The 14,550-nt window shown below is 69.3% G+C and carries 13 protein-coding genes; 8 read left to right on the top strand and 5 right to left on the bottom strand.

Going from position 1 to position 14,550, the window contains the following annotated elements; translation table 11 throughout:
- Positions 1-24 precede the first annotated feature (24 nt).
- The 3 genes from ACFO6Q_RS06875 (at position 25) to hrpB (ending at position 5,137) form a co-directional block, all read left to right on the top strand.
- Positions 25-1,221, top strand: coding sequence for a hypothetical protein (locus ACFO6Q_RS06875; RefSeq protein ID WP_380019857.1), 1,197 nt, complete (start codon positions 25-27; stop codon positions 1,219-1,221).
- Positions 1,222-1,357: 136 nt separating this feature from the next.
- Entirely contained in the window at positions 1,358-2,497 is a 1,140-nt protein-coding gene (locus ACFO6Q_RS06870) for a hypothetical protein (RefSeq protein WP_380019855.1), read from the top strand.
- 81 nt (positions 2,498-2,578) lie between these two features.
- Positions 2,579-5,137, top strand: coding sequence for an ATP-dependent helicase HrpB (hrpB, locus tag ACFO6Q_RS06865; protein ID WP_380019854.1), 2,559 nt, complete (start codon positions 2,579-2,581; stop codon positions 5,135-5,137).
- A 72-nt stretch (positions 5,138-5,209) separates the two neighbouring features.
- Here hrpB and ACFO6Q_RS06860 read toward each other — a convergent pair whose 3' ends face one another.
- The gene (locus ACFO6Q_RS06860; RefSeq protein ID WP_380019853.1) at positions 5,210-5,695 is read right to left on the bottom strand and encodes a hypothetical protein; all 486 of its coding nucleotides are present in this window, start codon (positions 5,693-5,695) and stop codon (positions 5,210-5,212) included.
- A gap of 225 nt (positions 5,696-5,920) precedes the next feature.
- Here ACFO6Q_RS06860 and ACFO6Q_RS06855 point away from each other — a divergent pair, with 225 nt between their 5' ends.
- From ACFO6Q_RS06855 to ACFO6Q_RS06845, 3 genes are all read left to right on the top strand, one after another.
- Positions 5,921-7,024, top strand: coding sequence for a flagellar motor protein MotA (locus ACFO6Q_RS06855; protein ID WP_380019852.1), 1,104 nt, complete (start codon positions 5,921-5,923; stop codon positions 7,022-7,024).
- Positions 7,021-8,085: a peptidoglycan -binding protein gene (locus tag ACFO6Q_RS06850; RefSeq protein WP_380019851.1), complete on the top strand. Its 1,065-nt coding sequence runs from the start codon at positions 7,021-7,023 to the stop codon at positions 8,083-8,085. Before ACFO6Q_RS06855 ends, ACFO6Q_RS06850 begins: the two co-directional genes overlap by 4 nt.
- A gap of 65 nt (positions 8,086-8,150) precedes the next feature.
- Positions 8,151-10,046: a hypothetical protein gene (locus ACFO6Q_RS06845; RefSeq protein WP_380019850.1), complete on the top strand. Its 1,896-nt coding sequence runs from the start codon at positions 8,151-8,153 to the stop codon at positions 10,044-10,046.
- Between the two features lie 36 nt (positions 10,047-10,082).
- Here ACFO6Q_RS06845 and ACFO6Q_RS06840 read toward each other — a convergent pair whose 3' ends face one another.
- Positions 10,083-10,973, bottom strand: coding sequence for a DMT family transporter (locus ACFO6Q_RS06840; protein ID WP_380019849.1), 891 nt, complete (start codon positions 10,971-10,973; stop codon positions 10,083-10,085).
- Between the two features lie 174 nt (positions 10,974-11,147).
- On the opposite strand from ACFO6Q_RS06840, the gene ACFO6Q_RS06835 reads away from it, so the two are divergent.
- Positions 11,148-11,849 carry an ArsR/SmtB family transcription factor gene (locus ACFO6Q_RS06835; RefSeq protein WP_380019848.1) on the top strand — a complete coding sequence of 234 codons (702 nt, stop codon included), beginning with the start codon at positions 11,148-11,150 and terminating at the stop codon, positions 11,847-11,849.
- A 7-nt stretch (positions 11,850-11,856) separates the two neighbouring features.
- On the opposite strand, the gene ACFO6Q_RS06830 is transcribed toward ACFO6Q_RS06835, so the two are convergent.
- The 3 genes from ACFO6Q_RS06830 to ACFO6Q_RS06820 all read right to left on the bottom strand — a co-directional run bounded on the left by ACFO6Q_RS06830 (position 11,857) and on the right by ACFO6Q_RS06820 (position 14,178).
- Positions 11,857-12,600: a class I SAM-dependent methyltransferase gene (locus tag ACFO6Q_RS06830; protein ID WP_380019847.1), complete on the bottom strand. Its 744-nt coding sequence runs from the start codon at positions 12,598-12,600 to the stop codon at positions 11,857-11,859.
- Between the two features lie 62 nt (positions 12,601-12,662).
- Positions 12,663-13,202: a pseudouridine synthase gene (locus ACFO6Q_RS06825; protein ID WP_380019846.1), complete on the bottom strand. Its 540-nt coding sequence runs from the start codon at positions 13,200-13,202 to the stop codon at positions 12,663-12,665.
- Between the two features lie 43 nt (positions 13,203-13,245).
- Positions 13,246-14,178, bottom strand: a complete 933-nt coding sequence (locus ACFO6Q_RS06820; RefSeq protein ID WP_380019845.1) for a class I SAM-dependent methyltransferase — start codon at positions 14,176-14,178, stop codon at positions 13,246-13,248.
- A gap of 172 nt (positions 14,179-14,350) precedes the next feature.
- Between ACFO6Q_RS06820 and ACFO6Q_RS06815 the strand changes: the two genes are divergently transcribed.
- On the top strand, positions 14,351-14,515 hold the full coding sequence (locus ACFO6Q_RS06815) for a DUF1328 domain-containing protein (RefSeq protein ID WP_380019844.1): 165 nt from the start codon (positions 14,351-14,353) through the stop codon (positions 14,513-14,515).
- Positions 14,516-14,550: the final 35 nt, after the last annotated feature.

Genomic DNA, 14,550 nt, shown 5'->3' with positions numbered 1-14,550 from the left:
GAAACCCAGCGAAGGGGACTTGCGATGAACCCATTTTCTTCACTCACGCTCGCGATCGCCGCCGCCACGGCGGCCGGAGCGGCGTTCGCCGCGGGCGGTGTTTCCGTCCAGCAGGTTCCGGCGGCGAGCCGGCAGCAGCGGCTGGAAACCGCGGCCGCCGCCCAGGTGCGGCAGGCGCAGGCGAAGACCGCCGGCCTGAAGGCGATGGGCATCTCTCTCACGCCGGGCACGCCGCAGGCCAACCCCTATCGCGCCTACCCGCCCAGCTGCGCGGCCGATCCGCTGCCCGACGCCAGCGGCAGCAACGGCGTGGTCCTGAGCCAGGACCTGCCGCTGTACACCAAGGACGCCAACGGCCGCACCACGCCCGAAACGGTCAAGGTCACGCTGTGGCGCATCGCCTGCAGCAGCGGGAATTCGAAGACGCCGTACAACGCGACCGGGCAGGGATCGAACTCGATGACCCTGCTGCGCTTCGACCGCAGCGCCGCCAACGAGGGTGCCACTGACCGCATCCCGACGATGCCCCTGGTGCAGACCCAGCAGGCCGGCATCGGCTACGACGACGCGGCGAGCCTGGTGCGCGTCGCGGCGGAACCGAACACGGTGATCTCCGAGGCGCCGTTCGACAGCCCGATCATCTACAGCACCACCTACGTGCTGGAGAACTTCCCGTTCGGCGAGGACTACAACCACCAGTTCAACCAGGCGTTCAAGCTGCTGGTCGACCCGCAGGACACCGACGTCGCCAACTACCCGACCGCGGAATTCGACGTGCCGGCCTACGCGCCGACGCAGGGCACCTACCCGGACGCGAACGGCCCGCTGTTCCTCGACGGCTACGCCGCGGCGCAGTGGATCAACCTCGACACCGACGACGGCCTGCTCGTGCAGATCGCCGAGCAGTACGACGGCGGCGGCGCGATGACGCGCCAGCTCGTGTTCGACCTGCTCGTGCGCGACCTGGACGGCAATCCGTTCTGGCTGGTCGGCAACGCGGTGTTCCCGCTCGGCGCCAAGGAAATCGAGGTCGGCGCGTACTACCTCGGCAACGGCGAGGACAAGCCGGCCTGGGGCAAGGCGACGTTCCGCCTGCACAACTGCAACCGCCTCGACGTCACCTTCGCGCCGAACGCCGGCCTGGTCGCGCCGGTGCCGAGCTTCGAGGGCACGCGCCCCTACACGCGCCTGTTTAGCGCCAACGGCATGCTCTGCGAATAGCGCGGCGGCGCACTGCGGACGACGCTCCGCGCGGCCTGCGACGACCGGACGCCGAGCCACGTCTGGAGGCTCGGCGTACGCCTTTCCGCGCAAATCCGCGTACAGTCCGCGTGTTCACTTTGCAAGGGGTTTCATGATGAAGAAGTGGTTGAGCCTGACCTTCGCTTTCGCCTGCAGCGCCGTGTCGGCGCCGGGTTTCGCCGCCGACGGCCAGACGCTGTCGGCCGACGTGGTCGCCGCGTACAGGGCCGACATGGAGCAGTGGCAGCGTTCGCGTTTGGCGAACACGAAGGTGACGGGCAACAACGAACGACCCGGCACGCCGCAGGCCAACAAACTGCGCGCCTATCCGCCGAGCTGCGCCGCGAACGCGCTGCCGGACAAGCCGAGCGGCCCCGTCTACAGCAAGGACGTGACCCTGCTCGCCGCCAATGAAACCCAATACGTCACCGAAACCGTCAAGGTCACGGTCTGGCGCCTCTCGTGCAGCAGCAGCGGCCTTCCGACGCGCTACAGCCCGAATGGAACGCCCAACTCGATGACCCTGCTGCGCATCGACCGCACCGCCGATCTCGCCAACCAGGTCGTATCGCTGCCCTTGGTGAGCATCGCGCAGGGCTCGATCGCGTTCGACACCCCGGCCAGCTATCCGCGCCTGACCAGCGAGCCGAACACGCTGTCGGCGGAAATCCTGCCCGGCACGTTCTTCGCCAATAGCGAGACGTACGTGCTGGAGAATTCGCCGGTCCCCAACGCCGGGTACTACTTCCTCAACAACGCGTTCAAGCTGCGCGTCAACCCGCGCTACAACGGCGCGCAGGTCGTCGACTTCGACATCCCGGCCTACACGCCGACGGCGGACACCTACCCGACAGTGCCGATGCCGCTGGACGGCTACGCGGCCGCGCAGTGGACCAGCCTGGATCCGAACCACGGCCTGCTCGTGCAGGTCGCCGAGCAGTACAACGCCGACGGCGCGATGACGCGCCAGCTCGTCTACGACCTGCTGCTGAAGGATCTCGACGGCAATCCGTTCTGGCTGGTCGGCAATGCGCCGTTCGCAGTCGGCACGACCAGCCTCACGCTCGATGCGTACTACCTGGACGCCGACCTCGCCACCCGTCCGTGGGGCAAGGCCACGTTCCAGATGAAGAACTGCAACCTGCTCGAAGTGACCTACACGCCCAATGCGGACCTCGCCGCGCCGGTACCGAGCTTCGAAGGCGTCATCGCCTACGACCGCCTGTTCAGCGCGAACGGCATGCTCTGCGAATAAATCGCGGCGCCCGAGGAAACGCGGCGCGGCCGTTCGCACGGCCGCGCCGTTTCCTTTTGCGGAGCCCGCTACGATAGCGCGATGACTCCGCCCGCTTTCCCGATCGACGCCCTGCTGCCGCGCCTGCTGGCTACGCTGCGCGAACACGCCCGGCTCGTGCTGGAGGCGCCGCCCGGCGCCGGCAAGACCACGCGCGTGCCGCCGGCCCTGCTCGGCGAGGACTGGCTGGGCGGACGCCGGATCCTGATGCTCGAGCCGCGCCGCATCGCCGCTCGCGCCGCCGCCGAGTTCATGGCGGCGCAGCGCGGCGAGCGCGTCGGCGAGACGGTCGGCTACCGCATCCGCTTCGAATCCCGCGTATCGGCCGCGACGCGCATCGAGGTCGTCACCGAGGGCATCCTCACGCGGCTGATCCAGGACGACCCGGAGCTGGCCGGCATCGGCGCGATCCTGTTCGACGAATTCCACGAGCGCCACCTGCACGGCGACCTCGGCGCCGCGCTCGCGCTCGACGTGCAGGCGAACCTGCGGCCGGACCTGCGCCTGGTCGTGATGTCGGCGACGCTCGACGGCGAGCGCGTCGCGCGCTGGTTCGACGCGCCGCAGCTGGCCAGCGAGGGACGCAGCTTCCCGGTGCGCCTGGCGCATCCGCCCGCGCGCGCCGGCGAGGCGTTTCCCGAACGCGGCTGGCCGTTCCACCTGCGTCGCGCGGTCGCGCAGGCGCTGGCCGAGAGCGAAGGAGACGTGCTCGCGTTCCTGCCGGGCCGGCGCGAGATCGAGCAGGCGCGCGCGGCAATCGCCGCCGGCGACGACCTTGGCGCGGTGCACGCCGCCGTCGATCTCGTCACGCTGCACGGCGAGCTGTCGCTGGCCGAGCAGCACGCCGCGCTCGCCCCGGCGAGTGCGGGCCGGCGCCGCGTCGTGCTCGCCACGAACGTCGCCGAATCGAGCCTGACCCTGCCCGGCGTGCGCGCGGTCGTCGACCTCGGCCTCGCACGCGAACCGCGCTTCGATCCGAACTCGGGCTTCACGCGGCTCGACACGGTCGCCGTCTCGCAGGCGTCCGCCGACCAGCGCGCCGGCCGTGCCGGCCGCCTCGGCCCCGGCGCCTGCTACCGGCTGTGGCCGCAGAGCCGGCGCCTGGAGCCGGCGCGCACGCCGGAAATCGCCCAGGTGGAACTGTCGCAGCTCGCCCTCGAACTCGCCGCCTGGGGTTCGGATGCGCTGCGCTGGCTCGATGCGCCGCCGCCCGGCGCGCTGGCGCAGGCGCGCGACCTGCTGCGCGCGCTCGGCGCGCTCGACGACGACGGACGCCTGGGCGACTTCGGCCGCCGCGTACTCACGCTCGGCGCGCAGCCGCGCCTGGCTGCCGCCGTGCTGCGCGCCGAGCCGCCGATGCAGCCACTCGCCTGCGAGCTGGTCGCGCTGATCGAGGCGCGCAATCCGCTGCGCGGCGAGTCGATGCGCAGCGACGATTTCCGCCTGCGCGTGCAGGCATTGCATGCCTGGCGCGAACGCGACACCGCCGGCGCGCGCGCGCTCGGCGCCGAACCCGCCGCGCTGGCGGCGATCGGCCAGGCGGCCGATGCCTGGCGACGCCGCCTCGCCGGCCGCACGCCCGCGACCGACCGCGACACTCGACGCGGCGGCGACCCGGCGCACCGCGAGAGCACGGCGGTGGGCGACCTGCTGATGCACGCCTTTCCCGATCGCCTCGCGCGCCAGGACGCGAACGATCCGCGCCGCTATCAGCTCGCCAACGGCCGCGGCGCGCGGCTCGGCGACGCCAGCGCCCTGTACGGCGAGCCGTGGCTGGTCGTCGTCGACCTGCGCCACGAAGCGCGCGACAGCCTGATCTACGCCGCCGCGCCGTTCGATCCGCAGCGGCTCGCGCGCGATTTCCCGCAGCGCCACCGGCGCGAGCGCCGCGTGCGCTGGAATCGCGACACGCGCGCGGTGGAGGCCTTCGAGGAACTGCGCTTCGACGCCATCGTGCTCGAACGCCGTGTCGTGCCGGCCGCGCCGGAAGACGCACTGCCGGCGCTGCTCGCGGCGATCCGCGAACTCGGCCTGGACGTGCTGCCGTGGACCGAGCACGCGCGCGAACTGCGGCTGCGCGTGCAGTCGCTGCGCGGCTGGTCACCGGAGCTGGAGCTGCCGGACTTTTCCGATGCCGCGCTGCTGCGCGACCTGGAGCACTGGCTGGCGCCGTACCTCAACGGCAAGCGGCGCCTGGACGCCGTGCAGGCCGCGGAGGTTTCCGAGGCGCTGTCCTCGCGGCTCGACTACGAGCAGCGCCGCGCGCTCGACGCGCAGGCACCGGTCGCGATCGGCGTGCCGAGCGGACTCGAGCGGCGCATCGCCTACGCGGCCGACGCGCCGCCGGTGCTGGCGGTCAAGCTGCAGGAACTGTTCGGTCTCGCCGACACGCCGCGCATCGCCGACGGCCGCGTGCCGCTGACCCTGCACCTGCTGTCGCCCGGCGGCAAGCCGGTGCAGGTGACGCAGGACCTGCGCAGCTTCTGGGAACGCACCTATCCGGAGGTGAAGAAGGAGCTGAAGGGGCGCTATCCGAAGCATCCGTGGCCCGACGATCCGTGGACCGCGACGCCGACGCATCGGGCCAAGCCGCGGCGGTGATCGAAGCCTCGCGTCCGCTTGCCCCCACCCTGCCCTCTCCCGCAAGCGGGAGCGGGAGATACCGCTGCGCCTCTACGTCAGCACCAGGTTCCACCGCGTGGCGCCTTCGTCCGAATCCGTGCTCATCGCCACGTCGCGGGTCCAGCTGGCCACGTAGTTCCAGTCGGAATCCTCCTGCCAGGCGAGCGTGTCGAAGCTGGTCGCGCGCAGGCGGATCTGCCGCACGTACAGGTCGACGTTGTCCTTGATCCACATGTCGTCGCCGCGGATGTGCAGCTGCAGCGTCAGATGGCCGTTCATGCCGTGGGAGAACTCGAAACCGTAGCCGGGATACGGCATCGGGTTCTGGCCGATGCCCGGCGGCAGTTCCGGCGTGCGGTCGTTGCGGCGCGGCAGCCGCGTCGGGCCGGAGTAGTCGTAGTTGCGGATCGCGCCGCGTTCGAGATCGTCCTCGCTCGGATAGTCCAGGTTGAGCACCCGCAGCTCGTCGCCGTTCCTGAGCACGCGCGCCTGGACCAGACTGTCAGTCCCGGCGTCGCGCGCGTCCTTGGTGTGCACTGTCAGTCGAATCGCACCTATCCACATTGCCGTTTCCTCCTCGGGTGGGCGCCGCGGCGGGCGTCCTTCGCAGAGAGACGCGGCTCGCCGCAGCTTCATGTTCGACAGGAAATACGCCGAACGCCGAAGACAGCTGACACGTGCGCGTGGGAACCTAACCGCCCGGCAACCGGTCGCAACCCTGTTGCATCTCACGTCGCAGACCCCTCGAAAAGGCTTTTCCGCATGAGCAACCCGCAACGCGTACTTCCCTGGATGCTCGCCTTCCTGTTCGCGGTCGCCGTGCTCGCCGCGCTGCTGGCGACACGGCTCGGCGCGATCTTCGCCGCCAATCCGTTCTTCAACGGCGTGATCCTCGCCGTGCTCGCCGCCGGCGTCGTGGTGAACCTGCGCCAGATCTTCGTGCTCTCGCGCGAGGTCGCCTGGATCGAGGCGTTCAAGCGCTCCAACCCCGACCAGCGCGCGCCGGGCAAGCCGCGCCTGCTGGCGCCGATGGCGCGCATGCTCGACGGGCGCGACCGCGGCCGCGCCGCGCTGTCGGCGCCGTCGATGCGCACCATCCTCGACAGCGTGCAGTTGCGGCTGGAGGAATCGCGCGACCTGTCGCGCTACCTGATCGGCCTTGCGATCTTCCTCGGCCTGCTCGGCACGTTCTGGGGACTGCTCGTCACGATCCGCTCGGTGTCCGACATCATCGGCACGCTGAACGTCGGCAACGACGCGGTGACCATGTTCGGCGCGCTGAAGGACAACCTGAAGGAACCGCTCGGCGGCATGTCGACGAGCTTCTCGACCTCGCTGTTCGGCCTGGCCAGCTCGCTGGTGATCGGCTTCCTCGACCTGCAGGCCGGACACGCGCAGAACCGCTTCTACAACGAGCTGGAGGAATGGCTGTCGGGCATGACGCGGCTGTCGTCCGGTTCGAGCTTCGAGGGCGACGCCTCCGTGCCGGCCTACGTGCAGGCGCTGCTGGAGCAGACCGCCGACGGCCTCGACCGCATGCAGCGCGCGGTGGTCGAGTCGGAGCGCGAGCGCCACGGCACCAACCAGCAGCTGGGCGAACTCGGTGCGCAGCTCGGCCGCCTCGCCGACCTGCTCGGCCGCGATGCGCGCGAGCGCCACGCCGCCGCGGAAACGCAGGACGAGCTGAAGAACGTGCTGCGCCAGCTGGCCGCGCAGAACCAGTCTCCGGCCCAGCTTTCCGACGAACTGCGCGCCGAGCTGCGCCTGCTCTCGCGCACGATCGCCGCCGCGCTGGACGGCCAGCGCGCGCGTGCGGCGCCCGCCGCCGGCGAACGCATGGTCGCCGAGCGCGAGCCGCGCCGATGAGCAGCTTCGTGCGGCGGCGCCGCGCATTCGACATCTGGCCCGGCTTCGTCGACGCGCTGACCTCGCTGATCATGGTCATGATCTTCGTGCTGCTGATCTTCGCGATCGGCCAGTTCGCGCTGAGCGACACGCTGGCCGGCAAGAACCGCGCGCTCGACGCGCTGAACGCGAAGGTCGCCGAGCTGGCGAAGACGCTGTCGCTGTCGGAGGAACAAAAACTCGCGCTCGACGCGCGCGCGAAGGAACTGGCCGCCTCGCTCGGCACGATCAGCGGCGAACGCGACGCGGCGAGCGGCGAAGCGGCCAAGCTCAACGCCGACGTCGCCGCGCTGACCGCGCTCAAGCAGCAGCTGGAGGCGCAGATCGCGAGCATGGCCGCGCAGCTGGATTCCTCCAAGGACGACCTCGTCAAGCAGACCGAGCTGACCTCGGCCGCGAGCGCGCAGGTGGAACTGCTCAACCGCCAGCTCGCCGCGCTGAACGAGCAGCTCGGCAAGATCCAGGCCGCGCTCGACATCGCCGACAAGGACGCCAAGGCGAAGGACGCGAAGATCGCCGACCTCGGCAAGCAGCTCAACGTCGCGCTGGCCAACCGCGTCGGCGAACTGGAACGCTACCGTTCGGAATTCTTCGGCAAGCTGCGCGCCGCGCTCGGCGAGCGCAGCGACGTGCGCATCGTCGGCGACCGCTTCGTGCTACCCACCGACATCCTGTTCGACAGCGCTTCGGCCGAACTCGGCCCCGAAGCGCAGGAACGCCTCGCGACGCTGGCGCAGACCGTCAAGGAAGTCGCCGCCGAGATCCCGTCCGGCATCGACTGGGTGCTGCGCATCGACGGCCACACCGACAAGCGCCCGATCCACACCGCGCAGTTCCCGTCGAACTGGGAGCTGTCCAGCGCGCGCGCGGTGGCGATCGTGAAGTACCTCGTCGTGCAGGGCATCCCCGCGCATCGCGTCTCGGCCAACGGCTTCGGCTCGTTCCAGCCGATCGACAACGCGGACACGCCGGAGGCGTACGCGAAGAACCGGCGCATCGAGATCCAGCTGACCAATCGCTAGGACGAATGCTGCGACGAGGACGAATTCCGCCTACCATTGCGGAAGGGGTTATTTGGAAGGGAATCATGAAGCATTCGGCTCGTTTGTTCAGGTCATTCGCGCTGGCGGCTGCACTGGCTGTCCGGATCGCTCACGCCGGCGAGCCGGCTGATCGTATCTTTGCCAGCGGCTTCCTTTCGGCACTGGTGATCGAGGGGAGTGCGAACTATCCCGTTCCACTTGCCCACGCGCACGTGGAAGCACATTTCGGCGATACCGTTGCGACGGCGACGACAGCCGCCGACGGCAGCTATCGAGTCGGACTCGAGACCGATCAGATCGATCCTCGGACCATCGTCGAAGTGTTCGCGCGCGGCAGCGGTGCACAGACGAAAGTGGTCTGGGCCAGCCCATTGGGCCCGGCGAGCCGCCTGTTGTCGTTAGCCGGAAGCAGCCTTCGGGTCGGGTTCGAGCAGGAGCCGTTCGTCCACCTAAGCCCGCGCAGCACAGTGGCCGCCGCCGCTGCGCGCGCATTCAACGATTGGCAACCTATTACGGACGAAACGACGTTCTGGCGCGCCGTGCGCAGCAGGCAGAACGTCACGGACCATCTCGTGTTCGCGCTGGCGCTGGTCGCACGGAGCGAACTCGCCTTGCCCGAAGGCTCAACCGATACCTTCGATGCCGTGTCTTCGCTGTCGAAATCCCAAAATCTGTTCGCTGCGTACTACTCCCTCAACACCGTCAACATGTGCAATTGGCCAGCGACATGGGCATTCTGTGACGTTTACCGGAATCTGCCCCGCGACCCTCGGATGTTTCCGCCGGTGGCGTGGGTTCCCGACGAACTGTATTCCCAGGTTACCCCGTTTCGTTCCCTGGTCCGCGAAGTATTCGCATTGCGTCCAAGCGCAACCGGCGCAACGGTATTGCCCTCCAATGGCACGGCCGTACCGGCAACGGTTACCGTCTTGTCCGACGGCGGCTATGAGCTCGCGCCTGCTGAAGGCAGCGATTTTTTTTCCGAAGAAGAATGGGTGAGAGGTGCGGACGGATTCGCCGTACGCTCGATCCGGCACGTGACACGCCTGTATGTGAAATTGACGCGTGGTCCAGGTGGGCAGGTGGAGTTCGGCTGGTCCGGAGATGTGCGGCGAACCTACCCCGACGAGCCGAATACTCCCGAAGACTACATTCCGTATGACCCTACCGTGATGCCTCGGCTGTCTGCCAGCTCTGCACTACCCGGGAAACTGGCGTCCAATGTGCCGACGTTGAATGGGCATCGGTGGGCCCTGACTTCGCCGATCTTCAGGCAACAGGATGCGTCGGTTGATCTCGGCCCCCATGGATATGAGGTGCACGCGTTCGGAGACACCTCCGGACATGCGGAGCGCTCCGGTCAAGCGTTTACGTTCGCTTTGGTATCTCCAACGGCCTTCACGCTCGACACCAATGGACGTCATGCCGAGTTTCTCCTCGTCAACGAGGAAGAGCCCGGCGTATGGCAGATGCGAATGCATGTCACCGCCGATGGATACGAAAACGTCGTGACCGGCCTCCTCGTTCCGGCGGACGCTGGCCTGATGACGCCGGCCGGCGTCGTCGGAACCTGGCGCAGCCGCATCTACGGGGACGTTTGTTCCGGGCCATACGGCGATCTGGGAAGCTGCGATCAGGATCTTCACTTTCAGTTCCAGCCGGATGGAACCGCCACTCGCCTCAACGGGTCGGCCGAAAGTGGGGCGGGCAGCTGGAGTCTGACCGAGGGAGATGACGCCGGACGCCTGTTGTTCGATTTACAGGTCGAATTGGGGCCTGGCTACATCGATGGCCAACGGCGCGGATGGGAACTCGTGCACGAAACCGCCGGCCATCGCTGGGTGCTTGAAACCTTCAACTATGATGATGCTCATATTGGCCTACCTCCTCCCGTCGTCTTCAATCCGACGATGAGACTGATCCGATACGATCGCGAGTAGGGAACCATCGGCAGTATGCCGGCGCACCGCTGAGACTCACCTTGCCTCGCGCTGGCTCACGATCACGCTGCCGAGGATCAGCGCGCCGGCGGTCAGCATCGTCGCGGTCGGCTCCTCGCCGAGCAGCAGCCAGGCCCAGCCGACGCCGAACAGCGGCACCAGATAGGTGTTGGTGGACGCGCGCGAGGCGCTGACGCGCCGGATCAGGTTGAAGAACAGCGCGTACGCGATGCCGGTGCACAACACGCCGAGCGCGGTGGCGGCGAGCCATGACTTCAGCGGCGGCGACGTTTGCGGCCAGGCGAAGAACGCGAACGGCGCCAGCATCACCGCAGCGCAGCTCAAGGTGCCGGCGACCGCGGCCAGCGGCGGAACGCCGGCCAGCCAGTGCTTGGTGAAATTGACCGCGAAGCCGTAGCACAGCGAGGCCAGCGCGCCGGCCAGCGCGGCCGCGCCGACGCTCTCGCCTTCGATCTTGCCGCTGGCCAGCACGACCACGCCGACGAAGCCGGCGACCAGCGCGATCGCGCGGCGCGTGCCGATGCGGTCGCCGTAGACGAAGAACGCAATCAGCGCGGTGAACAGCACGGTGGTGCTGTTGGCGATCGCGCCGATGCCGGCGGGTGCGCGTGCCGCGCCCCAGGCGAACAGCGAGAACGGGATCGCCGAGTTCAGCGCGCCGATCAGCGCGAAACGGCGCCAGTGCGCCGCCGTCAGCAGGCCGCGCGCGCGCCACAGGAACGGCAGCAGGATCAGCGCGCCGAGCACGATGCGCACCTCGACCAGGGCGAACGCGCCGAAGTCCTTGGCGGCGACGCGCATGAACAGGAACGAGCCGCCCCAGATGGCGCCGAGCAGGCCCAGTTCGAGCGGCGTGCGCCAGTCGACGGAAGGGACAGATGCATCGCCGGCAATCGGATCGGCCATCGTGGGTTCGCTCGAAGGAATCGGGACGGGTGCGGCGTTCGGACGTCGGCTCCGGAGGTCCGGCCGAGCGCCCGCCGCCGAACGACATGGTGACGGAAAACCTGCCGCAAAGGGGCGGTGCACGCTTCGTCGTGCGACGAAGCGTGCACCGGTGTGCCGCGCTAGGCTGCACGTATGTCGTCCGGCAGTCCGCTCACCCAGTTCCAGCTGGCCGAAACCGGCGCGCTGTTCGCCGATCCGGCGCGCGCGGCGATCCTGCTCGCCCTGATCGACGGCAGCGCACGGCCGGCGAGCGAACTTGCCGCGCTCGCCGGCGTGTCCGCCCCGACCGCGAGCGAACACCTGCGCCGGCTCGTCGAAGGCGGCCTGCTCGCGGTGCTGGCGCAGGGCCGTCACCGCTACTACCGGCTCGCCGGCGAGGACGTCGCACACCTGCTCGAGACGCTGGTGGTGCTGCGCTCGGCTCCGCGCCAGGCGGTGCGTGTGGCGCAGGCGGAACCGGCGCTGGCCTACGCGCGCACCTGCTACGGCCATCTGGCCGGCCGGCTCGGCGTGGCGCTGTTCGAGCGCCTGCGCGACGCGTGCGACGTGCAGCTCGAGGCCGATTCGCTGAGCCTGACGCGGCAGGGCGCGCAGCGCCTGCACGACGCCGGCCTGCTCGACGCCGGCGAGGACCTGGGCCGGCTGCGCGGGCGCAGCTGCCTGGACTGGACCGAGCGGCGCTTCCACCTCGCCGGCCCGCTCGGCTGCGAGCTGACCCGGCGCCTGCTGGAACGGCGCTGGCTGCGCCGCGTCGAAGGATCGCGTTCGCTCGCGCTGAGCGCGGCCGGCCGCGCCGGACTGCGCGCGTTGCGCATCGAGCTTGCCGCGCGCTGAGCGCGATTCAGACCCGCCCGCAGCGCAGGTAGAAGTCCCAGCGCACGTCGCGCCGGCTCGACGGATCGCCCCAGGCGGCGAGCAGATCGGGCTCGACCAGGGCGACCGGATCGACGCCGTGCGCCTTCGCGTAGGCCTGCGTGCCGGACCAGGAACGCAGGTAGGCGAGGAACTGCGCGGCGTTCCAGTGCGCGCGCATCTCGAACGGCGGAGCGGCGATCTCGTCGAACGGGAACGCCAGATCGCGATAGCCGTTCTCCACGTGCGCGCGCTCGGGCTGCCAGTACGGTCCCGTCAGGTCGACGTAGAGGCGCTGCTTGACCGCGTCGACGGCGGCGTCGATGCGGCAGTCGGCGTAGGTCCAGGCGGCGAATACGCCGCCGGGCCTGGCCACACGGCGCACTTGTGCGTGGAAGCGCGGCAGGTCGAACCAGTGCAGCGCCTGCGCGACGGTGACCAGGTCGGCGCTGCCATCGGCGAGGCTGCAGCGCTCGGCCGGCTCGACGCGATAGTCGATGTTGGGACGGGCATCGGCCTTGGCGATCTGCGTCGCGCTCGGATCGCTGGCGTGCACGCGGGCGAAGCGCGCGGCCAGTGCGACGCTGGCCTGGCCGTTGCCGCAGCCCACATCCCAGGCGAGGTCACGCGCCGGAGCCTGCGCGGCGAGCCAGTCGAACAGCGCCTCGGGATAGGTCGGGCGCGACGCTTGGTAGACGTCGGCATGGCCGGAGAACAGATCCTTGAATTCCATTGCCGTGCGCTCTTTCGTGATCGATCGCCAAGGTCAAAAGCGGCCGCCGGCGGCCGCCTCCGTCACACCACTCTCCACTCGCCGCTGCGCAGGCCGTCCAGTTCGTAGTCGCCGACGCGTTCGCGGATCAGTCGCAAGGTCGGCAGGCCGACCGCGGCGGTCATGCGGCGCACCTGACGGTTGCGCCCTTCGCGGATGGTCAGGCGCAGCCAGTGGTCGGGCACCGTCTTGCGGAAGCGCACCGGCGGATCGCGCGGCCACAGCCAGTCCGGCGTGGCGACCAGCACTTCCGCTTCGGCCGGCCGCGTGAGGCCGTCGGCGAGTTCGACGCCGCGGCGCAGCGCGTCGACGGCGGCGGCCGAAGGCGCACCTTCGACCTGCACCAGATAGGTCTTGGCGAGCTTGTGCCGAGGATCGGTCAGGCGATTCGCCAGCGCGCCGTCGTCGGTCAGCACGAGCAGGCCTTCACTGTCGTAGTCGAGCCGCCCGGCGGCGTAGACGTTCTTCTGCCGGACGAACTCGGCGAGCGTGCGGCGCGGCGGCGCGCTGCGGTCGGTGAACTGGCACAGCACGCCGTACGGCTTGTTCAGCAGGATCAGCATGCAGCGGGGCCGGAGCGCGGCGCGCTCCGGCGGTCGCGCGCGACTACGGCTTCGCGGCGCCTTCCTCCTGCTGGAAGATGCGGTCGCCCTGCGGCTTGACGAACTTCAGCGTCATGCGGTCCGACTCGCCGATCGCCAGGTACTTGTCGCGATCCTGTTCCTTCAGCGCCAGGGTCGGCGGCAGCGTCCACACGCCTTTCTCGTAGTCCTTGGTGTCCTTCGGATTGGCGTTGATCTCGCTCTGGTCGACCAACTTGAAGCCGGCGTCGGTGGCGAGCTTGATGACGTAGTCCTGCGGCAGGTAGCCGGAGTCCTTGATCTTCTCCAGGTCGGCGCCGGCCGCGGCGCGGTGGTCGACCACGCCGAGCGTGCCGCCGGGCTTGAGCGCCTCGAAGAACGCCTTGAACATCGGCGCCACGCTGCCGTCCTCGGTCCAGTTGTGCACGTTGCGGAAGGTCAGCACGACGTCGGCCGAACCCGGCGCTCCGAATACCGGCGCCTTCGGATCGAATTCGAGCAGCTTCACCTCGCCGTACTGCGCCGGCTTCTCCTGCAGCTTGGCACGGTACTTCTCGTTGTTCTTGCGCGTGTAGTCCGAAGCGGAATCCTGCGCGATCGCCGCGTAGTACCTGCCGCCGCCCTTCAGCAGGGGCGCCAGCACTTCGGTGTACCAGCCGCCGCCGCCGGGCGTGATCTCGATCACCGCGTCGCCGGACTTGATGCCGAAGAACTCCAGCGTCTGCTTCGGATGACGGTACTGGTCACGCGCCTTGTTCTCGGGCGAACGCCAGTCGCCGGCGAGCACCTGGTCGAGCTTCGCCGCGGACAGGTCCGACGCGCTCTGCGGCGGCGTCGGCTGTGCCGGCTGGTCGGCCGGTGCGGCCTTCGGCGCGGGCGCGGCCGGCGCGGCGGACTGCTCGGCGCCGCAGGCGGCGAGCGCGACGACCAACGGCAGCAGACAGGCGAACTTGTTCATTGGCACACCCCTTCGTGAACGGATCGCGCGAGCGTAGCACAGCGTCTTGCGCCCTCGCGGCGCGTAACTTGCGCGGTGGCGAAGTCACCGCGGATTCATGCGCGCAGGGGCAAGGTCGATTCAGGGAAGGACGTTGCATTGCCTGGATCGCACCAGCGCAAAGGAGGCTTCGATGCTTCACTACGCCATCGTATTTCTCGTCATCGCCCTCATCGCCGCCGTGCTCGGCTTCGGCGGCATCGCCGGCGCCGCGGCCGGCATCGCGAAGATCCTGTTCCTGGTTTTCCTCGTGTTGTTCATCGCTTCGCTGATCATGGGCCGCAGGCCGCGAGCCTGACGCGCCGCCGCCGCCGGGCATGTCGCCCGGCGGCG

The sequence above is a fragment of the Dokdonella ginsengisoli genome, from assembly GCF_042652785.1.
Classification (GTDB): Bacteria; Pseudomonadota; Gammaproteobacteria; order Xanthomonadales; family Rhodanobacteraceae; genus Dokdonella_A; species Dokdonella_A ginsengisoli.
Note: the sequence above shows the minus strand (reverse complement) of the source record. Positions and strands in the feature narration are given on the sequence as shown.